The sequence below is a fragment of the Streptomyces composti genome, assembly GCF_012034205.1.
In the GTDB taxonomy this organism is placed as follows: Bacteria; Actinomycetota; Actinomycetes; order Streptomycetales; family Streptomycetaceae; genus Streptomyces; species Streptomyces composti.
On sequence record NZ_JAATEM010000050.1, the window covers coordinates 1 to 21,803 of the forward strand.

20 protein-coding genes and 2 pseudogenes are annotated in these 21,803 nt (G+C 72.4%); 16 read left to right on the forward strand and 6 right to left on the reverse strand.

All coding sequences use genetic code 11. From position 1 onward, the window contains the following. Nucleotides 1-517: 517 nt before the first annotated feature. From HCJ93_RS28255 to HCJ93_RS28310, 12 genes are all read left to right on the forward strand, one after another. Nucleotides 518-847, forward strand: coding sequence for a pyridoxamine 5'-phosphate oxidase family protein (locus HCJ93_RS28255; RefSeq protein WP_277350797.1), 330 nt, complete (start codon nt 518-520; stop codon nt 845-847). A 46-nt stretch (nt 848-893) separates the two neighbouring features. Further along, the gene (locus HCJ93_RS28260; RefSeq protein ID WP_167998678.1) at nt 894-1,076 is read left to right on the forward strand and encodes a pyridoxine 5'-phosphate oxidase C-terminal domain-containing protein; all 183 of its coding nucleotides are present in this window, start codon (nt 894-896) and stop codon (nt 1,074-1,076) included. 420 nt (nt 1,077-1,496) lie between these two features. Continuing rightward, entirely contained in the window at nt 1,497-2,339 is an 843-nt protein-coding gene (modA, locus tag HCJ93_RS28265; RefSeq protein WP_167998679.1) for a molybdate ABC transporter substrate-binding protein, read from the forward strand. After that, the gene (gene modB / locus HCJ93_RS28270) at nt 2,336-3,193 is read left to right on the forward strand and encodes a molybdate ABC transporter permease subunit (RefSeq protein WP_167998680.1); all 858 of its coding nucleotides are present in this window, start codon (nt 2,336-2,338) and stop codon (nt 3,191-3,193) included. Before modA ends, modB begins: the two co-directional genes overlap by 4 nt. Then, nucleotides 3,190-4,302, forward strand: coding sequence for an ABC transporter ATP-binding protein (locus HCJ93_RS28275; protein ID WP_206318067.1), 1,113 nt, complete (start codon nt 3,190-3,192; stop codon nt 4,300-4,302). Before modB ends, HCJ93_RS28275 begins: the two co-directional genes overlap by 4 nt. 219 nt (nt 4,303-4,521) lie before the next feature. Continuing rightward, nucleotides 4,522-4,941, forward strand: coding sequence for a TOBE domain-containing protein (locus HCJ93_RS28280; RefSeq protein ID WP_167998682.1), 420 nt, complete (start codon nt 4,522-4,524; stop codon nt 4,939-4,941). 339 nt (nt 4,942-5,280) lie between these two features. Next, nucleotides 5,281-6,468, forward strand: a complete 1,188-nt coding sequence (locus HCJ93_RS28285; RefSeq protein ID WP_167998683.1) for a DUF3103 family protein — start codon at nt 5,281-5,283, stop codon at nt 6,466-6,468. A 530-nt stretch (nt 6,469-6,998) separates the two neighbouring features. Continuing rightward, nucleotides 6,999-8,216, forward strand: a complete 1,218-nt coding sequence (locus HCJ93_RS28290; RefSeq protein ID WP_167998684.1) for an IS110 family RNA-guided transposase — start codon at nt 6,999-7,001, stop codon at nt 8,214-8,216. 698 nt (nt 8,217-8,914) lie between these two features. Beyond that, nucleotides 8,915-10,144, forward strand: a complete 1,230-nt coding sequence (locus tag HCJ93_RS28295) for an ABC transporter transmembrane domain-containing protein (RefSeq protein WP_167998685.1) — start codon at nt 8,915-8,917, stop codon at nt 10,142-10,144. Nucleotides 10,145-10,173: 29 nt separating this feature from the next. Then, complete coding sequence (locus HCJ93_RS28300) at nt 10,174-10,770, forward strand: ATP-binding cassette domain-containing protein (protein ID WP_309141530.1); 597 nt, start codon at nt 10,174-10,176, stop codon at nt 10,768-10,770. Continuing rightward, complete coding sequence (locus tag HCJ93_RS28305; RefSeq protein ID WP_167998687.1) at nt 10,770-12,605, forward strand: ABC transporter ATP-binding protein; 1,836 nt, start codon at nt 10,770-10,772, stop codon at nt 12,603-12,605. Before HCJ93_RS28300 ends, HCJ93_RS28305 begins: the two co-directional genes overlap by 1 nt. A 3-nt stretch (nt 12,606-12,608) precedes the next feature. Next, complete coding sequence (locus HCJ93_RS28310) at nt 12,609-14,201, forward strand: class I adenylate-forming enzyme family protein (protein ID WP_167998688.1); 1,593 nt, start codon at nt 12,609-12,611, stop codon at nt 14,199-14,201. A 90-nt stretch (nt 14,202-14,291) separates the two neighbouring features. Here the strand turns inward: HCJ93_RS28310 and HCJ93_RS28315 are convergent. The 6 genes and pseudogenes from HCJ93_RS28315 to HCJ93_RS28340 form a co-directional block, all read right to left on the reverse strand. After that, nucleotides 14,292-14,480, reverse strand: a pseudogene (locus HCJ93_RS28315) (helix-turn-helix domain-containing protein); the annotation flags it as partial. A gap of 186 nt (nt 14,481-14,666) precedes the next feature. Then, nucleotides 14,667-15,296, reverse strand: a complete 630-nt coding sequence (locus tag HCJ93_RS28320) for a TetR/AcrR family transcriptional regulator (protein WP_167998689.1) — start codon at nt 15,294-15,296, stop codon at nt 14,667-14,669. Nucleotides 15,297-15,438: 142 nt separating this feature from the next. After that, a complete protein-coding gene (locus HCJ93_RS28325) occupies nt 15,439-16,830 on the reverse strand; it encodes an amidase (RefSeq protein WP_167998690.1) in 1,392 nt (463 codons plus the stop codon). Then, nucleotides 16,817-17,023, reverse strand: coding sequence for a hypothetical protein (locus HCJ93_RS28330; RefSeq protein WP_167998691.1), 207 nt, complete (start codon nt 17,021-17,023; stop codon nt 16,817-16,819). Before HCJ93_RS28330 ends, HCJ93_RS28325 begins: the two co-directional genes overlap by 14 nt. 426 nt (nt 17,024-17,449) lie before the next feature. Next, a pseudogene (locus HCJ93_RS28335) lies at nt 17,450-17,770 on the reverse strand (RNA methyltransferase); the annotation flags it as partial. Next, nucleotides 17,710-18,432 (reverse strand): 4'-phosphopantetheinyl transferase family protein, encoded by a 723-nt coding sequence (locus tag HCJ93_RS28340; protein WP_309141531.1) that lies wholly within the window; start codon nt 18,430-18,432, stop codon nt 17,710-17,712. The pseudogene HCJ93_RS28335 and the gene HCJ93_RS28340, both read right to left, overlap by 61 nt. A gap of 65 nt (nt 18,433-18,497) precedes the next feature. Here HCJ93_RS28340 and HCJ93_RS28345 point away from each other — a divergent pair, with 65 nt between their 5' ends. The 4 genes from HCJ93_RS28345 (at nt 18,498) to HCJ93_RS28360 (ending at nt 21,800) form a co-directional block, all read left to right on the forward strand. Beyond that, entirely contained in the window at nt 18,498-19,559 is a 1,062-nt protein-coding gene (locus tag HCJ93_RS28345; protein ID WP_167998692.1) for a saccharopine dehydrogenase family protein, read from the forward strand. Next, a complete protein-coding gene (locus HCJ93_RS28350; RefSeq protein ID WP_167998693.1) occupies nt 19,556-20,212 on the forward strand; it encodes a TetR/AcrR family transcriptional regulator in 657 nt (218 codons plus the stop codon). The genes HCJ93_RS28345 and HCJ93_RS28350 overlap by 4 nt, the downstream gene beginning before the upstream one ends. A gap of 124 nt (nt 20,213-20,336) precedes the next feature. Further along, nucleotides 20,337-21,515 carry a cytochrome P450 family protein gene (locus HCJ93_RS28355; RefSeq protein ID WP_167998694.1) on the forward strand — a complete coding sequence of 393 codons (1,179 nt, stop codon included), beginning with the start codon at nt 20,337-20,339 and terminating at the stop codon, nt 21,513-21,515. A gap of 93 nt (nt 21,516-21,608) precedes the next feature. Beyond that, the gene (locus HCJ93_RS28360; RefSeq protein WP_167998695.1) at nt 21,609-21,800 is read left to right on the forward strand and encodes a ferredoxin; all 192 of its coding nucleotides are present in this window, start codon (nt 21,609-21,611) and stop codon (nt 21,798-21,800) included. Nucleotides 21,801-21,803: the final 3 nt, after the last annotated feature.

Here is a 21,803-nt window from a genome sequence, read left to right on the forward strand (position 1 = left end):
ATGACGGAGGCGGTCGGAAGCTGACCCGGCCGGCGCCTGGGCGGCGGACGTCAGGCGCGGCAACGCGTCGTGGGTGCGAGCGGTGACCGGCGCTCGCCGCTCGCACCCACGACCGGCCGCGCGGTGCGGCCGGGCCTGCTCCTGCCGGCAGCGGTCCTACGACCGCTTCCGGGCGTTCCGGCCCCCGCGCCGGTGGTGAACACCTGGCGGAGGAAGCGCTGAAGGCCGTGTCTGAGCCCCCGTCCGCGAACCCTCCGCCCGGAGTGAAGCGTCATCACTTCGGAAGTCCCGGCGTTCCACGATTCGGTCGGGCACGGCGGCGCCCAGGCACGGGCACGGCGAGCGGTGGAACGGGTGGAACCGGTGGAACAGAGCACGCCTCGCAACGGGTTTCCCACGGGTGGAGTCCTGGCATGTGAATGAGGCGATACGCGGACAACTCAGATCAATACCGGTCTTCGCGGACCTGCCGGCAGCCGAGTTCCGGGAGAAGGATCTCCCGGACAATCCAATCCCGATGATCGCGGAATGGATCCTCGCTGCACATGCCGCGGGACAGCCGGAGCCCCATGCGATGAGTCTCTGCACGGTCGGTCCGGCCGGCGTTCCGTCCAGCCGGGTTCTGCTCGTCAAGGACATCGACGACCGTCAGCTGTACTTCGTGACGCCCGCAAGCAGCCGCAAGGGCTTGGAGATCACGGCGAATCCGCATGTGGCGGCCCACTTCTACTGGCCCGCCACCGGACAGCAGGTGCGGGGCGTGGGGACCGCCGCCGAGCAGGACCGCGCCGCCTCCGAGCGCGACTTCGCCGAGTCAACCGCAGCTCCCGCCTCGCCGCCCGCCTGACCGGCCGGGACCGCTCACCGGCCGGCACAGCGCACTGGCCGAGTTCGTGCGCCTCGGCACGGTCCACCCCGGCGAGGTGCCGTGTCCGCCGGACTGGACCCTGTACGCCGTCTCCCCCACCGAGGTGGAGTTCTGGCAGGCGAGTCCCGACCGGGTCCACCACCGGGCGGTGTACCGCAGGGATGCGGCCGGGGCGGGCGGCTGGAGCCACGAACCGATGTGGCCGTGAGGCCGCGCGCTCGCGTGGTCGTGCAGTCGCCGCGTGATCGTGCAGTCACGCAGTCGCGTGGTCGCGGGTGTCACGCGGCCAGGTGGATGAGCGGCGCGGGTTCTCCGGAGTGCCCGAGTGCCCGGGGAACCGGTGCCGCGGGTGTTGTCATGCTCACGCGAGCCGACCACCACCTCCGGATGACCGGACCGGCATGCAGTCCAGCACAAACGCACATGCCGCCTCACACCCATCATCATGCCCGCTCATGCAAAGAGACAGCTGACTTTTTCCTTGCATCTGCGACAGTATTATCGGCTCAGGCACACCCACGGGGCCGGAGAGCGGACGGGCCGGACCGTACCGGCGGGTGGTGACGCTGGTGGTCCGGGAGGACCAGGGGTGAGTGAGTCCGTCAGGACCAGAGGGAGTGGATTCGTCATGACCCGTACCGTGCGCCGGAACCACCGGAACCACCGGACCCTGCACGCGGCCGGCGCCGGTGTCGCCGCGCTGCTGGCCCTGAGCGCCTGTTCGTCCTCCGGCGGCTCCGCTGCGGCGGAGCCGGACTCCCCGGCATCCGCCGGGGGCTCGGACCCGGGCAAGGTCACCGGTGACGTCACCGTCTTCGCCGCCGCCTCACTGAAGGAGAGCTTCGAGAAGCTGGGCAGGGAGTTCGAGCGGCAGCACCCCGGCACCAAGGTCACCTTCAGCTTCGGCGGCAGCGACTCCCTCGCCGCGAGCATCACCGGCGGGGCACCGGCGGACGTGTTCGCCTCGGCGAGCCCCAGGACGATGAAGATCGTCACGGACGCCGGGGACGCCTCCGGGACGCCGGCCACCTTCGTCCGCAACCGGCTGCAGATCGCGACCCTGCCGGGCAACCCCGACAAAATCGGCTCCCTGAAAGACCTCACCGACCCAAACCTGAAGGTCGTGCTCTGCGACAAGACGGTGCCGTGCGGCGCCGCCGCCCAGAAGGCCCTCGACGCGAGCAAGCTCGAGCTGACGCCGGTCTCGTACGAGGAGGACGTCAAGTCCGCCCTCACCAAGGTGGTGCTGAAGGAGGCCGACGCGGCGGTCGTCTACCGGACCGATGTGAAGGCGGCAGGCGAGAAGGTGGAGGGCGTGGAGTTCCCCGAGGCGGCCGGCGCCGTCAACGACTACCCCGTCACCGTGCTCGAGGACGCCTCCAACCCCGTGGCCGCGAAGGCATTCATCGAGCTCGTGCAGTCCCCCGAGGGCCAGAGGGTTCTCACCGAGGCCGGGTTCCTCCAGCCGTGACCCCCACCGACAAGGCCGGCGCCGCACCCGGCACCCTGCGGGACGGGCGGCGCCTGCGCATCCGGACGGGAGACGGCCGGGGCGTGCCGCTGCCGCTGCTGCTGCCCGCGCTGGCCGGCCTGGCGTTCCTGCTCGTGCCGCTGGCCGGCCTCCTGGTGCGGACCCCGTGGCACAGCCTGCCCGGGCTGCTGGCCGGCGCACAGGTCTGGCAGGCGCTGCAGTTGTCCCTGATCTGCGCCACCGCCGCGACCGCGGTGAGCCTGGTCGTCGGAGTGCCGCTGGCCTGGCTGCTGGCCCGCGTCGAGTTCCCCGGACGTGGACTGGTGAGGGCCCTCGTCACGCTCCCCCTCGTCCTGCCGCCGGTGGTCGGCGGTGTGGCGCTGCTGATGGCGCTCGGCCGCAACGGCATCGTCGGGCAGTGGCTGGACTCGTGGTTCGGGATCACACTGCCGTTCACCACCGCCGGGGTCGTGGTCGCGGAGGCGTTCGTCGCCCTGCCGTTCCTCGTCATCAGCGTCGAGGGCACGCTGCGCGCCGCAGACCCCCGTTACGAGGAGGCCGCCGCCACCCTGGGCGCCTCCCGCTTCACCGCCTTCCGCCGCGTCACGCTGCCCCTGATCGCCCCGGGCATCGCAGCCGGCGCGGTGCTGGCCTGGGCGCGGGCGCTCGGCGAGTTCGGCGCGACGATCACCTTCGCCGGCAACTTCCCGGGACGTACCCAGACCATGCCGCTCGCCGTCTACCTGGCCCTGCAGAGCGATCCGGAGGCCGCCATCGCCCTCAGTCTCGTCCTGCTGGCCGTCTCCATCGCCGTGCTGGCCGCGCTGCGCGACCGATGGGTGGCAGCGGGATGACCGGGAACCACGGCGCCGCCGCCGAAGAAGCACGTGCCGGGTTCCGCGCGGACGGACTCGATGCGCGCCTCGTCGTCGAACGCGGCACCCGGCCCGGCGGCGGGGCGGCCTTCCGTCTCGACGTCACGCTGACCGTCGCCCCCGGCGAGGTGGTGGCCCTGCTCGGCCCCAACGGCGCCGGCAAGACCACCGCCCTCCGCGCGCTCGCCGGCCTGATGCCGCTCACCGAGGGTCATCTGCGGCTGGACGGCGTGGCGCTGGAGCGCACACCGCCCGAGTCGCGCCCCGTGGGCGTCGTCTTCCAGGACTACCTGCTCTTCCCGCACCTGACCGCCCTGGACAATGTGGCCTTCGGCCCGCGCTGCCAGGGCGCGTCCAAGGCAGCGGCCCGAGCGCAGGCCGCCGCGTGGCTGGACCGCCTGGGGCTTGCCGCCCACGCCGACGCCAAACCCCGCAAGCTCTCCGGCGGCCAGGCCCAGCGGGTCGCCCTGGCCCGCGCGCTCGCCACCCATCCGCGCCTGCTGTTGCTCGACGAGCCGCTCGCCGCGCTCGACGCCCGCACGCGCCTGGAGGTCCGCGCCCAGCTCCGGCGCCATCTGGCGGACTTCGAGGCCGTCGCCGTCCTGGTCACGCACGACCCGCTGGACGCCATGGTGCTCGCCGACCGTCTGGTCGTCGTCGAGGAGGGCCGCATCGTCCAGGAGGGCAGCCCGTCCGACATCGCCCGCCACCCCCGCACGGACTACATCGCCCAGCTGGTCGGCCTGAATCTCTACCGGGGCAAGGCCGACGGCCACACCGTCCGTCTCGACACCGGCCCGCTCCTCACCACCACGGAGGCCCTGACCGGACCGGTCTACGTCGCCTTCCCGCCCAACGCGGTCACCCTCCACCGGGACCGCCCCACCGGCTCCAGCGCCCGCAACCTCTGGCGCTGCGAGGTCGGCGGCCTGGAGACCCACGGCGACCAGATCCGCGCCGTGCTCACGGGTGAGCTGCCCCTGGTCGCGGACCTGACCACCGTCGCCGCCGCGGAACTGGACCTCTACCCGGGCGCGGAGGTCTGGGCGGCGGTGAAGGCGACGCAGACCCACGCCTACCCCGTCTGAGGACGCCCCGTCCGGCACCCCCTTCTGTTCGTGCCCCCCTGTTCGTGCCCCCGTGCCCCCTGTTCGTGCCTCTCTGTTCGTGCCCCACTGTTCCCGCACGCCCTGGGCAGCGCAACGCGACGGCGGCATTGCGCCCGGCCGTGGCCGGCCACGACTACGGTTGACCCCCAGCAGGACAGAACCAGGACATATCCACACCTTCCGGCGAGGTCATCCGTCATGAGCCTGAGCATCCGCAACCAGATCCCCGGCACCGTCACCTCCATCACGCCGGGCGAGGTCATGGCGACGGTCAAGGTGCGCCTCGACGGGGGCCGGGAGCTCACCGCCGCCATCACTGCGGAGTCAGTAGAGGACCTCGGGCTCGCCGAGGGATCCGCCGTGCGCGCGCTGGTGAAGTCGACGGAGGTCGCACTGGCCACCGGACCGGTGCCCGGCCTGTCCATCCGCAACCAGCTGCCCGGCACGGTCACCGGCGTCACCACCGGCGGCGCCATGGCGTCCGTCAAGATCACCGTCGGCGCCGACGAACTGACCGCGGCGATCACCAAGGACGCGGTCACCGACCTCGGTCTGGAGCCCGGCACGTCCGTCGTCGCGCTGATGAAATCGACGGAGGTCGCACTGGCCACCGCGTGAGAGGGCGCGCGCGGGGATGCCGACCGCCCCGTCCCGCACCCCCGCCGACAGCCCCGTCCCCCTTCGCCCGGGAGCCGGCGAGCACCTCACCGCCCGGCACACCCGCCCCCGCCGCCCTGCGGGTGACCCAACTGCGCATCGACGCCCGCCCGTTCATCCCCCGCGGGATTTTCCCGGCAGACCGTCACGTCCGCGCATCAATCACCGGCAGGTCATCTATCCGCGTAGACAAGAATCGTCCACAATGGCGCCGCACTCGTACGAGCACGTCCCGCTGTGCGCCGCACAGCGGTATCTCCGACATGCCCGGTACCGGGCGACCCCCCTTGTCTGGAGGACATGGTGTTCGCAGAGAGACAGCTCCGCGCGGCGCTCACCGTACTCGCCCTGAGCGGCCTGACCCTGACCACCCTTCAGGGAACCGCAGGGGCCGCCGACGCCCCCACCCCCACAGCCACGGCCCCGGTCACCGCCGCGACCTCGCCGGTCGCCTCCATCGAGAAGGCGACGGCACGCGCCCTGGCCCGTTCGCTCGCCGAGCCCGCCTGGCACAAGCAGGTGGCGAAGGCGGCTCTCGCGGACGAGGAGGTGGATCTGCTGGCCCTGACGGCCAAGTCCGCCGCCAAGCCGGCCGAAGGCCTCCGGAGGACCCTCGTCGCGGCGGAGACGGACATCGCCGAGGCCAAGGGGCTCGCCGGCACGGACGCCGGGTCCCTGTTGCGGGTCCGCCTCACCGGAAAACCGGTGAGCGAGCCTGCGCTCACCAGCACTGCACCGCTGGTCGCGTCGGCGCCGGCCGATGACGACGCCGACGTGGTCATCGCCTACGACACCGCGGGCAATGCGCACCAACTGGACGCGCACAAGGCGCCGGAGCGGCCGGTCTACGTCGTCGGCGTGGACGGGCAGAAGGCCCTCGCCGCCGGCCTCGAGGTGATCGACAAGGAGCTGGCCGCCCAAGGGCTGGGCACCCCGAGCGCCCGGAAGACCGGCCCGTCTTCGGCCGGTGCGGCCGGTCCCGCCTCGGCCGGGTCCACCGGGTTCTGGACCACCCGCATCACGTCCATCCGCGCGGCGGACCTCAAGGAGCCCTGGTTCAAGGGCGACGCCGAGGTCTTCGCCCTCGTCACCGGCTTCGGCACCGACGGCAAGGTCCGCGTCGACACGGTCACCATGCCGTACCTCGACGAGGAGGACACGACCTACTACCCCGGCCAGATCCTCGTCAACTGGTCGAACTACAAGTACAACCTGGCCGACGCCGTCCTCATGGAGGACGACGGCGACACCAACTACTCCTCGCTCGCCAAGGCGCTCGCCGCGGCGCTGCTGACCATCACCGACCAGGGCGCGTACATCCCGCTCGTCGACGCGATCATCGACGCGATGCCCGCCTCGTGGTGGACCGACGACGCCGACTACGTCGACTCCTTCTACACGCTGGCCAGGGAGACCACCGGCAGCCGCACCGGAGCCTCGGCCAACGCCCGCATGACCGTGGAGCGCTACTACGTCTCCGCCCTCTGACGCAGTCTCCGCCCTCCGAGCAGGACGCCCTGCCCTCGCCGGACAGGCCGCGCCACCCCGGCGGGCCCCGGCGGGGGCTCGGTGCACAAGGAGCTCCAGGCGTTCCGCGCGCCGCCGGCGCCGTACCGCCCACGTCCCCTCAGCCCGCAGCGGCCCGCTCGCATCGCCCTTCGCCTGATCGGCGGGCCAGTCCGATCACCTGGTCCGGAGCACGGGCGCCGCCGGCTGCGCAAGGCCGCCGCCGGGCACACAGCCGAGCGATCCCCCGTTATCTTTTTCGCGGTCCTGCAAGAGGGCCGCTGGCCTCCGGGCCCGGCATGACTGTGTCCCCCTGTCGATGGGATGACCTGGGGGGTGGTGTCACCGGGCCCGGGAGGTGTTCGTCGGAGACGCTGATGAGAGGTCCGGCCACCGCCCGGTCCGGCGCAATGCCGGACAGCTCGCGGGCGGCAGGTCTGCATAACGTGGATGCGCGCGTACGACACCCGAGCCGAGGCCGGCACCGTCAACACCCCTTGGGAAGGGGCACGATGTTCGACACCGAAGACGTGGGCGTGTTCCTCGGCCTGGACGTCGGCAAGAGCAGCCATCACGGCCACGGCCTGACCCCGGCCGGGAAGAAGGTCTTCGACAAGCAGCTGCCGAACAGCGAGCCAAAACTGCGGGCCGTCTTCGACAAGCTGACCGCGAAGTTCGGCACCGTGCTGGTGATCGTGGACCAGCCCGCCTCCATCGGCGCCCTCCCGCTGACCGTCGCCCGCGATGCGGGCTGCCAGGTCGCCTACCTGCCCGGACTCGCCATGCGCCGGATCGCCGACCTCTACCCGGGCGAGGCCAAGACCGACGCCAAGGACGCCGCGGTCATCGCCGACGCCGCCCGGACGATGCCCCACACCCTGCGCTCGCTGGAACTGACCGACGAGATCACCGCCGAGCTGACCGTGCTCGTCGGCTTCGACCAGGACCTCGCCGCCGAGGCCACCCGCACGTCCAACCGGATACGCGGCCTGCTCACCCAGTTCCACCCCAGCCTCGAACGCGTCCTCGGCCCTCGTCTCGACCACCAGGCCGTCACCTGGCTCCTGGAGCGCTACGGATCCCCGGCCGCCCTGCGCAAAGCCGGCCGCCGCAGACTCGTCGAACTGATCCGCCCGAAGGCGCCGCGCATGGCCCAGCGGCTGATCGACGACGTCTTCGACGCGCTCGACGAACAGACCGTCGTCGTGCCCGGCACCGGCACCCTCGACATCGTCATCCCCTCCCTGGCCGCCTCGCTCGCCGCCGTCCACACCCAGCGCCGGGCGATGGAAGCCCAGATCAACGCCCTGCTGGAGGCCCACCCTCTTTCCCCGGTCCTGACGTCGATGCCCGGCGTCGGCGTCAGGACCGCCGCCGTCCTGCTGGTCACCGTCGGCGACGGCACCAGCTTCCCCACCGCCGCCCACCTCGCCTCCTACGCCGGCCTGGCCCCGACCACGAAGTCGTCGGGCACCTCGATCCACGGCGAACACGCCCCACGGGGCGGAAACCGGCAGCTCAAACGAGCCATGTTCCTGTCCGCCTTCGCCTGCATGAACGCCGATCCCGCCTCCCGCACCTACTACGACAAGCAACGAGCACGCGGCAAAACCCACACCCAGGCCCTCCTCCGCCCGGCCCGCCAACGCATCAGCGTCCTGTTCGCCATGCTCCGAGACGGCACCTTCTACGAACCCCGAATCCCCGAGGACGTCGAACTCGCCGCATGACCCCCACAAGCCAAACCACCCCAAACCGAACCTGGGCGCCTTGACGGAAGACATAGAGGCACCCCCCGGGGGGCGGTTTCAACAATCATTCTGACGGTACCCAGAGGAATCGTCGCGGATCAACCGTTTCACCCGACCGCCCCGGGACGGCGGGATCATCAAGACAATGCCCGGGGACATACACCGGCACTTTTGTTTTTCAGTTTTCACACACCCATGGTTTTTCGCCCCTCCCAGGGCAGGCTTTCGTTTTTCGCGAAAAACAAGTAGCTTCCATGCCGCGGCAGGCCCGCACCACCACCGCATCGCGGCGGGCCCCCGACGAACACCACTCGAACGCGCCCCAGGACACCACCGGTATGCCACCTGAACAGGGATGATGCAGGTCCGGCCGGGCATGCCGCCACCCGGCCGCGCCGCCTCACCGCGCACCGGCGCCACACCTGAGCCGGTGCCGCGCCGGCGCCCCCCGCGCGCGGCACGCCTGCTCGGCACATCGACGGCCGACTGACCGCCACCCGCGCTTCCCTTGCTGCCCATCGGCGCCCCGGTGACATTTGCGCGCCGGGCCGGAAAACCCTGCGCCGCGGAAGCCGCAGAATGCGAAAAATACTGGCCGAAAATCACGGCCGACCGCTTTTTCGAAGCCCGCCGGTTCGGATGCGATCCGGCCGCCCGACCCCGCAGAAGGAGTGCCGATGACCGCCGAGACCGTCCCCGTGGGGAAGGATCCGGCCGCCACGGAGGAGACGAGCGGCGCCGGTCCGCGCGGCGCGCCCCCGGGCGTCCGCCGATGGCTGCTGGCGCGGATGCGGCCGTTCCGCCCGTACATCGCCCTCCATCTGCTGGGCAGTCTCGTCTGGCAGTCGCTGAACGCGGCAATCCCCCTGACCGTCGGCCTGGCCTTCGACGCGGTCCTCGAACACGGCGGCACCGCACCCGACCGGGCCGCATTCCACGCCGTCGTCGCCGGTCTGCTGGCGCTCGTGATCGTCCGGGCGGTCGGCGGCATCGTCGCCACCTACTGCCTGGAGGCGTTCGCCAGCGGGCTGGAACGCGATGCCCGCGCCCGGGTCTTCGCGAGCCTGCTCCGCAAGAGTCAGGGCTGGTTCAACCGACGCCGGATCGGCGATCTGTCCGCCCGCGCCACCGGCGACGCCGAGTCGCTGAACCTGATGATGGTGTCGCCCGGCTACGACATGGCGGTCGACCTGGCGCTGAACGTGCTGATGCCGGTCGTCTTCATCGCCTTCATCGACCCCCGGCTGCTGCTCTCCCCCGTCCTGTTCGTCCTGTTGTTCGCGCTGGCGCTCGTCGAACACGGGCGGCGGCTGGAACCCGTGTCGGACCTGGCCCGCGAGCGCTTCGGCGACATGACCGCCCAGGCGACCGAGAGCATCGCCGGTGTCGAAGTGGTCGAGTCGACCGGCAGCGCGGACCACGAGCGCGCCCGGTTCGCCGAGCTGGCCACCGCCTGCCGGGACGCCTCCCTGCGCCAGATCCGCACCCAGGCGCTGTCCCTGCCCCCGCTGCTGCTGACCCTGGCCACCGCGGGCGCCCTGGTGCACTCCGTGATCCTGCTGCGCGGCGGCTCGCTGACCATCGGTGAACTCGTGGCCGTCCTGGGACTGATGAGCGCGCTGCGGGCGCCCACCCAGCTGGCCTCGTTCAGCATGGGACTCATCCATCTCGGTCTGGCCGGGGCACAGCGCATCAAGGAGGTCGCCGACGCCCCGGACGACGAGGACGAGCGCGGCGGCACCCATACCGCGCGGATCACGGGCGACGTCGCCATGGAGCACGTCACCTTCGGCTACGAACCGGGCAGGCCGGTGCTGTGCGACGTGTCGTTCCGGGTGCCCGCCGGCAGCACGGTCGCCGTGGTCGGTGCCACCGGCAGCGGCAGTCCACCCTGCTGCACCTGCTGAACCGCACCTACGTCCCCGACGCGGGGCGGGTGTCGATCGACGGGGTCCCCACAACCGAAGGGGACACCGGGTCGCTGCGCTCCCAGATCGCGGTCGTCGAACAGGACGTGGTGCTGTTCTCCCGCACCATCGCCGAGAACCTCGCGCTGGGTGCCGAGCGCGGCGCCGGCCGTGCCCGGCTGGAGGCCGCGGCCCGTACGGCGCAGGCCCACGCTTTCATCACGGCGACCGAACACGGCTACGACACCGTCCTCGGCGAACGCGGGGTCACCCTGTCCGGCGGGCAGCGCCAGCGCCTGGCCATCGCCCGCGCGCTGGTGACCGACCCGCGCATCCTCGCCGTCGACGACGCGACCAGCGCCGTCGACGCCGTCACCGAGCACGAACTCCAGCGGGCCATGCGGCAGGCGGCGGCCGGTCGCACCACGTTCCTCGTCACCGCCCGGCTGTCCCGCATCCGCGCCGCGGACCACATCCTCGTGCTGGACGCCGGCCGGATCGCCGGCCAGGGCACCCACGAGCAGCTGTTGCGCAACTGCCCGGTCTACCGACGGATCTTCACGCCCTACCTGGACGAGCCGGTGCCGGGCCCGCGCACCCTGGACGCCGAGAAGGAGAGCCGCTGATGGCGCATCTGCTGGACGGCATCGACGCGGTCGGTCACGACCGCCACTACGGCGACCGCGAACTCGCCCGCCGTATCGCCCCGTACTTCCGCGGCAGAGGCGGCACCGTGGCCTTCGTGGCGTTCGCCGTGGTGGTCGCCGCGACGGCCGGCAGTGCCGTGCCCCTGCTGCTGGCCAGAACCGTCGACTCCGCCCTGGGCGACGACGGCAGCGGCCAGGTGTCCTGGCTGGTGGCGGCCGTTCTCGCCTCGGGCACGATCGCCTGGCTGTTCACCTTCCTCCAGGAGCGGACCGCGGGAACCCTCGTCCACGACGTCGTCCTGGGGTTGCGCCTCCGCGTGTTCGAGGCAGCCATGCGCCAGGACATGGCCTTCCACGACTCCCACCCGAGCGGAGCCGTCGTCAGCCGTGTCACCAACGACGCGCAAACCTTCGCGATGCTGATCACGCTGGTGCTCAGCCTGCTCGGGCAGGTCCTGATGATCGCCGTCCTGCTGACCGCGCTGTTCCTGATCAACGTGCCGCTCGCCCTGGTCACGGCGCTGGTCGCCGCGGTCGTCGTCGCCGTCAGCCTCGCCTTCCGGCGGGCAGCGCGCAGCGCCTCCCTGCGGCAGCAGGAGGCGCTGGCCGAGGTCAACGGCTATGTGCAGGAGACCCTGCGCGGTATCGCCGTGACGCGCAACCACAGCCATCAGCAGGCCGCGCAGGCCGGACTCGACGAGGTCAACCGGCGCTGGTTCCGTGCGAGCGTCCGGCTGAACCGCATGTTCAGCGGCATCTTTCCGCTGCTCATCTCGCTGACCGGTCTGGGCACGGTCGCCGTGGTCCTGGTGGGCGGTCATGGCGTGCACACCGGCAGCGTGTCGGCGGGCGAATGGGTGCTGTTCCTGGAGGCGCCGGCCCTGTTCTGGTCGCCGCTCACCTCCATCGCCTCCTTCTGGAGCCGGCTCCAGCAGGGCCTGGCCGCGGGGGAACGGGTCTTCGGGCTGATCGACCGCGAGCCGGCGGTGCGTCAGCAGGGCAGCCTCCCCGTCCCGCGGCTGCGCGGCGAGATCACTCTGCGCGACGTCCGCTTCGGCTACGACTCGCGCGATCCCGTCCTCAAGGGCGTCAGCCTGGCCGTCCCGGCGGGCCGCACCGTGGCGCTCGTCGGACACACAGGCGCCGGCAAGTCCAGCCTCGTGCGGCTGATCACCCGGGCGTACGAGTTCCAGGAAGGCCGCATCGAGGTCGACGGGCGGGACGTGCGCACGCTGGACATCGAGCAGTACCGGCGCTGCCTGGGCGTGGTGACGCAGACCCCGTTCCTCTTCTCCGGGACGGTCGCGGACAGCATCGCCCGCGGCCGCCCGGGCGCCACGCGCGAGGACGTCGAGGCCGCCGCCCGCGCGGTGGCGGGCGGCGACTGGCTCGCCCAGCTCCCGCAGGGCCTGGACACCCCCACCGACGAGGGCGGACGCAATCTGTCCACCGGTCAGCGGCAGATCGTCGCCCTCGCCCGGGTCCTCCTCCAGGACGCGCCGGTGCTGATCCTCGACGAGGCCACCGCCAGCATCGACCCCTTGACGGAGGCTCAGATCCAGGAGGGCCTGGACGCCCTCGCCAAGGGCCGGACCGTCATCGTCGTCGCCCACCGGCTGCCCACCGTCCGCAAGGCCGACACGATCGTCGTCGTCGACGGCGGACGGATCGTCGAGCAGGGCGATCACGCGACCCAGCTGGCCCGCGACGGCGCCTACCGCCGCCTGTACGACCGCTACTTCCGTCACCAGCGCCCGGACGAGGCCCCGGCCGACGACCCGCGCCCGCTGTCCGCCGCGGAGAGGAGGGCATGACCCGTGACCGGCGCCCCGGGCCCCGCGTCCGCTCCCGCCACCCTCGACGGCCTGCTCGACACCGCGGCCCGCACCCGGCCGGACGCCGTCGCGGTGCGCTGCGGCGACCGCTTGCTCACCTACGGGCAACTGCGCGCCGGGGTGCGTGCCACCGCGCACCGCTGGCGGTCCCTCGGCCTCACAGCGAACGGCACGGCGGCACTGCTGACGGAGAACACCCCGGACTGCGTCGTGGCCTTCCTCGCCGCCGCGCATCTCGGGGCGCGCCTGATCCCCCTCGAACCCGGCACCACCCGGGCGCAGCTCACCGCCGTACGGGCCGAGGCGGGCCCCCTGTTCGTCGCCGGGCACGAGGCGAGACTGCGCGCCCTGTCCGCCGACGAGCCACGCGACGACCTGGTTCTCGTCGCCGTGGACGGGCTTCAGGACGCCACGGACCGCCCGGCACGGCAGGACCGGCCGCCCCGGAACCACGGCGACGGCACACCCGGGCCCGCCACACCCGACGCGCCCTTCCTCGTCCAGTACACCTCCGGCTCGACCGGCGAGCCCAAGGCGGCCGTCCACAGCCAGCGCAACCTCGTCAACGGCGGCGACATCTACGCCCGCGCCTACGGCATCACCGAGGACGACCGCATCCTGGCAGCCGTCCCGCTGCTGCACTCCTTCGGGATGGTCGCCGGAATGGTCACCGCTCTGCGCGCCGGGGCGCAGCTCGTCCTCCTCGGCCGCTTCACCCCCGCACGCCTCCTGGCCGCCCTGGACGAGCACGCCTGCACGGTGCTGGTCGCCGCGCCCATGGCCTACGACCTGACGACCCGTGCCGTCGCCGGCTCACGCTCCGGGCGGCCGCCGGGTGCGCTGCGGCTGTGCCTGTCCTCGGGAGCCGCCCTCCCGCCGGCCGTGGCACGGCGCGCCCGGGAGCGGCTCGGCCTCGGCATCCGGCAGGTGTACGGCTGCACGGAGGCCGGCGTCATCGCCGCGCACCGGCCCGACGACGGCCCCGGACCCGACGCGGCCGCCGGGGTGGGCCGTCCCATGCCGGGCGTACGGGTCCGGGGCGTCGGCGAGGACGGCCGGGAGGTGCCGCGGGGCGAGGAGGGCACCCTGCTGGTCCGCACACCGGCGATGTTCACCGGTCATCTCGGCCACCCCGAAGCCACCCGGCGCGCGTTCCGCGACGGCTGGTACGTGACCGGCGACATGGCCCGCATCGGCCCGGACGGACATCTGCAGCTGATCGGCCGCAAGGACTCCTTCATCAACGTCGGCGGCAAGAAGGTGAACCCGGTCGAGGTGGAACAGGCCCTGCTCGCCCACCCGTCGGTCGGCGAGGCGGTGGTGTGGGGCGAGGAGACGGGCGACACCGGTGAACGCGTTCGGGCCGCTGTCGTCACCCGGGCTCCGCTGCGGGCGGCGGACCTGACGTCTCACTGCCGGTCCCGCCTCCTCCCCCACCAGGTCCCCACGACGGTGGACTTCGTTCCCGCACTGCCGAAGAGCCCCCTGGGCAAGCCCCGCCGGGCGGCGGTCCGCACCGCCTCGCCCGCCGGCGGCGACCGCCTGCGGCGGCCCGGCGACGAACCCCGCCGGTGAGAGCCGAGCCGGACCCTGCCGCGTCCGCGCGGCCGTCGGTTCAACGTCTCGCGTCGCCCCCGCGTTGTTGCGCGCCCGTGTGGTTCCGGAGGACCGGCGGCAGTCCGTGGGCGTCACGCCCAGGTGCGGGGTGAAGTGGCGGCGCAGGTCGGCCGCCGTGCGCAGGCCGCTCAGCTCGCTGACGCGCTCGATCGGCAGGCCGGTGGTCTCCAGCAGGGTCTGCGCGTGCGCGAGGCGCTGCCCGAGCAGCCACGTGAGCGGGGTCATTCCGGTGGCGGCCAGGGAACCGCCGCGCACCGGGGCGTTCGCCCTCGTGGAGGCCAGGCTGCTGGACGGCCGCCGGGCCGCCGCGCACCGGCTCGACACGGCAGACCTGGCCGGGCGCTACCGTTTCTCGACCCTGCCAGTACGGCCGGCCGCTGGGTCTCAACGGTCCGGTGGCCGGAACGCCCGATGGGCCACGGGTCAGTGGCCGGACTTCTTCTTCGAGCGCCGAGGGGCGGCGGCCCGGGTGAGGCGAGCGCCGGCCTCGGTCTGCCGGGCGTCCAGGGCGTGCGTCACGAGCTCGCGTGCGTATGCGGCGTCCAGTCGGCCGGGGCGGAAGAGGATGCGGTACATGATCGGCGCCACGACCCGGTCGATCACGAGTTCCGTCTCGGGCACCGGTTCCCCCCGCTGCGCCGCACGGGCCAGCACGACGTCGATCTGCTCTGCGGCATACGCCGAACACTGACCGGCATTGGTTCCGTCGGGGTCGCCGAGCAGGGCGTCCCGGATGTAGGCGCGGCCGGGCGGCGAGGCCATCTCGTCGATGAACTGTTCCGCCCAGGCGTCGAGATCGGCCCGCAGGCTTCCGAGGTCGGCCGGATCCGTCTCCGGGCGCAGTCGTTCGACGGCCACGTCCGACAGGAGTTCCTGCAGGTCGCCCCAGCGACGGTAGATCGTGGAGGGGGTCACGCCCGCCCGAGTGGCCACCATCGGGACCGTGAGCGCGTCGCGGCCCACCTCCGCCACCAGTTCCCGTACCGCCGCATGGACGGACTGCTGTACGCGTGCGCTGCGCCCGCCGGGGCGGACCATGGGCCTGGGACTCATGCGGTCCAGCTTAATGCGATTTTGTTGCTTCTAGGCGGTGGCCGGTGCCGGCGACCCGCGGGACCGCATGTCCGGGCGGCCGAGCACGGCGGACGCCCCTCCAGCGACGCGACCGCATGCCGGCTCGAACGTCCGCCTTCCCTCAGGCGGGGAGGGGAGCGAGCCGGCCCGCGCAGGCCACCGACTCCTCGTAGACCCGGCCGACACGGAGCACCGTCGCGTCGTGGAAGGGACGCGCCATCAGCTGCATACCGACGGGCAGTCCGGCGCGGTCGTGACCGACCGGCAGGGTGAGGGCCGGGACGCCGGTGATGTTGGCGGGGGCACAGAGGCGGACGTAGCTGTCCGACACGGTCTCGGTCGTGCCGTCGGCCCACTCGACGGCTTCCTGCCCCGCCTCGACGGCGGTCATGGGCACCGTCGGCGCGGCGAGGACGTCGATCCCGTCGAACATGCGAGCCCAGGCGTCTCGCATCATGGTGCGGGCCCGCTGGGCGCGGAGGTAGTCGCCCGCGGAGGTGAGTTCGCCCGCCTCCAGCAGGAGGCGAACGTCGGCCGCGTACCGGTCGGGGGTGGCCCGCAGCGACCGCTCGTGGTAGGCGGTGGCCTCGGGAACCATCAGCCCCCACTGAACGGCCTGGACGTAACGCGCCATCGGGACCTCGACGGCCACGAGTTCCGCCCCCAGCTCCGCCAGCCGCTCGATCGCACCGCGTACGGACTCCTCGGTCTCGGGCGCGACCCGGTCGAAGTAGTGGTTGCGCGGTACGCCGACCTTCAGTCCGCGCAGGTCGCCTCCCGGGAAGCGGTCCAACATCGGGCCGGACACGCTCGCCGGGTCGCGCGGGTCGTGGCCGGCGATCGCCGACAGCACCAGCGCGGCGTCCTGGACGGTGCGGGTGAGCGGGCCCACGTGGTCCAGGGACCAGGACAGCGAGGTCACGCCTGTGCGGGGGACCAGGCCATAGGTCGGCTTGAGGCCCACCACGCCGTTCAGCGCAGCGGGGACCCGGATGGAACCGCCCGTGTCCGTGCCCATGGCGAACGTCGCCTCGCCGGCGGCGACAGCCACGGCCGAGCCGCCGCTCGACCCTCCCGCGACCCGGCTGTGGTCCCAGGCGTTGTGCGTCTGCGGAGTGATCAGGCCGTAGGCGAACTCGTGCGTGTGCGTCTTGCCCAGGAGGACGGTCCCGGCGGCGTCGAGCCGTTGGGCCACCCAGCTGTCGCGTTCCGCCACATGCCCTGCCCGGACGTGCGAGCTCGCCGTGGTGGGCATCCCCGCCGCGTCGATCAGATCCTTGAGCGCCATGGGGATCCCGTGCAGTGGCCCGCGCAGTCCGCCTGCGCAGATCTCCCGTTCCGCGCGGGCCGCTGCGGCCAGGGCCGCGTCGGCGGTGACGGTGACGTAGGCGCTCAGCCGTCCTTCGACGGCGTGGATACGGGCGAGCACCGATTCGGTGAGTTCGACGGGGGACAACTCCCGTGCGCGCACCGCACGGGAGGCTTCGGTCAGCGACAGCTCAAACGGCTGCATCGGCGTTCCTCCGTCCGGCTCGGTAGGCGAACGCGGGAGGGGTCTCGCCGAAGTCGAGCTCGCGCAACGTGCCGATCACGCAGTGGATGTGGTTGGCCGTCATGGCCACTGCTTCGTGTCGGCCGTCATCGAGGAGGAGCCCCGCGCGCAGCGCCCATCGGGCTGCCTCCTGGGGGGTGAGTTCGCTGGTCATGGTTTCCTTCCGGATCTGTACGGCGCGACGGACCGGGGGCTGGTACAGGCCTCCGGCCGCCGGGGACCTGCGCGGCGGCCCGCGTTAAAGCCAATGATTTGCTTTAGCCGATCGTAGGATCCGCGACGACTTAAAGCAAACCAATCGCTTTTAGCTCTGGAGGACCCGCAAGCAGAGCGTCCCCGCGGACCTCTCGCCTCCCGCACCTCGCCGTCCGGACGCCTGCCGTTCGCCTTGCACGCCTCGACCCCGATCGCGCTGCTCGCCGCTTCCAGCGCGCCGACCCCGCTGCACCCCCGCCACCAGGCCCAGTGGCGGTTGTCGTCCCTCGACATCACCGTGGTCTTCAGCGCCTGCGCCCCGGCCCTCCTGACCACACCGCTGACGACCGGACCCCACTCCGACCACGCCGGACGCCGCGTGGCCGCGCTTCTCGATGCCGAGTTCGCTGATGCCGTCGGCGGCGATGAGGCAGCAGTCGATCGGCTCGACCTCGTGCGAGCGGTGCCGGCGCAGCCCGGCCCGGCCGTCCGGGGTGACCGCGTACTGGACGCGGGTCCGCCAGGCCGGGACCTCGCCCGCGGGCACCTTGTCACCCTCGGCGGGCACCACGGTGCCGTCCCGGCCGGCCTCCTCCGGCGTGAGCCCGGCCGGCCGCTTCAGCTGCTCGGCGACGACCTCGCCCTTCAGCCGCCGCTGCGCGCCCGGCTTGGCGTGCCGCCGGTCGCAGCCGCCGCCGTGAGCAGGATGCCGTCGGAAACGTGCCAACGCCCCGTGAGGACCAGGGCCTCGGCCGTCAGGTACGCGGTGAACGTGCCGGTCTCGGGGGAGAACGCGACCTCCGCGTCCTCGAAGTGCAGGGCGCGCAGCGTGCGGGACGAACACGCCTTGTAGACGGACTCCTTGGCGCTGAAGAGCAACCGGTCCCAGTGGACGCCGGGACGGATGTCGTGCAGCCGGTCGAGGTGCGCGCGTTCGGACGCGGAGGTGATCCCGTCCCGGACGGCGGGGGGCACGGGGGCGTGGGGCTCGGCGTCGATCCCGAGACCGGCGAGGTCGGCGGTGCGGGCCGCGGCGGCGGCGCGGTAGCCGTCGCAGTGGGTGATGCTGCCGGTGACTCCGGCCGGCCAGACGGGGGCCCCGGTGGGGCCGACGGGTAACGCGACCGGGGCGAGGCCCAGCCGGGCCAGGGCGCGCCGTGCGCACCGGCGGGCGGTGGTGAACTCCCGGCGGCGCTTGTCGCCCGCTCCGGCCACCTCCCGTTCCTCGGCGGGGAAGAGGGCTCGCTGCCCGGCTGCGGGCGGAGGGTCGCCGTGCGCCTCTTCCCCGACGGCGACCGCCGGCAGAACGCGTTCGATGAGCAGACCCTGGTTCAACTCCTGTCGAGAGAACGTTGGTTCGCGATTCACGGTTCGAAGTCTCCTGTTCCGACGCCTGTTTGAATCTCTAGGTCACGTGACCTAGTATCGTCGGCGTGGACGATGACATCCAGCTCGATGTGACCGGACCCGTACTCGTGGTCGGCGGCTATGGCACAGTCGGCGGCGACCTGACCCGGCTCGCCGCCCCCTCCTGGCCCCTGCTGCTCACCGGACGCAGCCCGGAGCGCGGCCGGGCGCTCGCCGAGGAGACCGGGGCGTCGGTGCGCCGCTGGGACCTGAGCGACCGGGAGCCGTTCTCGGCGCGGGTCCGGGCCGTGATCAGCACCGTGAACGACCCCGACGACCGGGTGCTGCGCGCCGCGCTGCGGGGCGGTGTGCCGTACGTGGACATCACGCGGTGGACGGCTCGGTTGCAGAGGGCCGCCACGATCACCGCGCTGACGCCGCCGAAGGCTCCGGTGCTGCTGTCGTCCAGCTGGATGGGTGGGGTCAGCGCGCTGGTCGCCGCCGCGCTGGCGGCCGACCTCGGCGAGGCGGCGGCGGTGGAGGTCGCCATCCGGTACGACCTGAAGGACCGGGCGGGCACCGACTCGGTGGAGTTCATGGACCGCCTGGGCCTGGACTTCGAGGTGATGGAGAACGGAGAGCGGCGGATGATCATGCCGCTGAGCGACGCCGGGTACGTCACCGTCGGCGGACACCGCACGAAGGTCGCCCGGATCGACACCCCCGAACAGTTCACGCTGCCCCTGACGCTGGGCGTCGACACGGCCGTCACGCGGATCGGCTTCAGCGCGAACTCCTCGACGTCGGCCCTGCTGGCCCTGAAGAAGACCGGCTTCTTCCGCTGGGGCCGCGGCGACCGGCTGGAGTCGGTACGGCGGTCGCTGCTGTACTCGCCGGGCGAGGGCGGCGAGGCGCTGCTGCGGATCGACGTGCGCGGCCGGAACGGCGGCCGTCGGACCGCGGTGGTCCGGGACCCCGCGGGGCAAGCCCACCTCACGGCGCTCGGCGGACTGCTGGGGCTGCGCCGGGTGCTCGGCGAGGACGGTTCCCCGGCGCCGGAGGGCGTGGTCTTCGCGGAACAGACGCCGGCGCCCCAGGAGGTCGTCCCCGCCCTGGAGAAGGCGGGTGTCGAGGTGACGGTGTCATGAGCGGTGCCGCCAGAGAGGAGAAGACCGCGGGCGGCAAGCCGCAGTTGACCCAGCAGGGCAGCATCCGGCGTATGAGCCTGCTGGACGCAGCCGAGACCGTGCTGGTCGCCAAGGGCAACGCGAACGCGTCGCTGCGGACCATCGCCGACGCGGCGGGGGTCCGGATCGGGCACCTGCAGCACTACTTCCCGACCCGGGCCGATCTGATCAAGGCCGTGCTGGAGCGGGCGCTGGACCGTTCGCTGGAGCGGCTGGCGGACGCCACCGGACTGCGGGTGAGCCCCGACGACCCGGCGGACATCCAGTCCCCGCAGGGCCGGGCGGACACCGCCGATGTCGTGGCGGTGGTCCTGGCCGAGCAGGACGATCCACAGATGGTCCGGCTCTACGTCGAGGTGTGGGCACTGGCAGCCAGGGACGACGAGATAGCCCAGGTCGTCCGCGAGTTCTACCGGAAGTACGTCACCCATGTGGCGGCCCTCGTCCACCTCAACCGGCCCGAGTGGCCGGCCGACCTCTGCCGGGCACGGGCGGAGACGTTCGTGGCGCTGGTCGAGGGTGCCGCCCTGCTGCGGTCGGGGATCGCCGGCACCCGGTCGGCGGCGGTGGACGCCGAGCTCGCCCGGCAGGCCGAGCGGCTGCTCGGCGAATGACCCACGCGGCCGGCCGAGGAGCCGGCCCGCGTTCGGGCGGGGATGGTCACGGGAGCGGCCGGATCTCGTGCGGGGGCACCGGCCGGCGTTCCCGAAGTTGTCGAACAACAGGGGGAGTTACCTCATGACCGAGGTGTTGGATCTCGCCGGGCTCGCGGCGACGGCGGATCTGGAGCAGGAGCTGGACCGGCTCGCCAGGAACCACGGCATCATCCGCACGCGACAGCTCAACCAGCAGGAGACCTGGACGGTGCTCGGCGCGGCCCTGACCCGTCGGCTGCTGAGCGATCCACGGCTGTCCAACGACGTGCACACCCACGCCCCGCACGGGGCGCTGGTCCCAGGGATGTCCGTGATGCTTCTGGAACAGGACGACCCGGACCACTCCCGCTACCGCCGGCTGGTGGCCGCGGCCTTCGCCTCGCGGGCCGTACGGGAGCTGGAACCGCGCATCGTGGCGATCACCCGGCGGCTGCTGGACGACCTCGGGGACAGCGGAACGGCGGACTTCATCGGCGCGTTCACCTACCCCATGCCGCTGGAGGTCATCTGCGACCTGCTGGGCGTGCCGGACGAGGAGCGGGAGCCGTTCCGCAAGTGGGCCATGGACATCTCCGCCGCACCGTCGGCGGAGGCGATGCAGACGGCCGCCGCCGAGCTGTTCGCCTACTGCATCCAGCTGATCGGCGCCAAGCGGCGGCAGCCCACCGAGGACCTGCTCAGCGAACTGATCGCGGCCCGGTTCGAGGACGGGACCGCGCTGACGGACGAAAAACTGTCCTCCTTCGCCGCGGTGTTGCTGATCGCCGGCCACGACACGGTGACGAACCTGCTCGCCAACGCGCTGTACGACCTGCTCACGCACCCCGCGCAGCTGGCCGCCCTGCGCTGGGACCCGTCGCTGGCCGGCAGCGCCGTGGAGGAGGCGCTGCGGTTCCGGAGCTCGGCGATGACCACGGTCAACCGGGTGGCGCTGGAGGACATCGAGGCCGGCGGCGTCACCATACGCAAGGGGGACCTCGTGCGGTTCCTGCTGAACGCCGCGAACCGCGACGAGGAACTGCGGGCGGACCCCCACACCTTCGACATCGGGCGGGCCACCGTGCAGCACGTCGCCTTCGGGATGGGGCCGCACTTCTGCCTCGGGCAGCGGCTGGCGCGCCAGGAGGCGACGATCGCACTGACCGAGATCCTGGACCGCTTCCCCACGCTGGAGCTGGCGGTGCCCCAGGACGAGGTGCGGTGGCTGGCCTCGGACGCGATCCGGGGTCTGGAGGAACTGCCGCTGCGGTACGCGCGCTGAGGCGTGACCGGACCATCACCGACGAGGCCGGACTGTCATCGACGAGGCAGCACCCGGCCACCGCTGCTAGCAGGAGCAAGAGGGGGATCGGCTGTGCGGATCACGGTGGATCACGGGCTGTGCGACGGGCTGGGACAGTGCACCCTGGTCGCGCCCGAGGTGTTCGCGCTGAACGACGACGAGCGGCTGGAGGTCGCGCCGGACCCGGCGCCGGAACTCACGCAGAAGGTGACCGCCGCGGCGCGTGCCTGCCCGGTGCGGGCCATCACGGTCGAAGGTGCCTGAAGC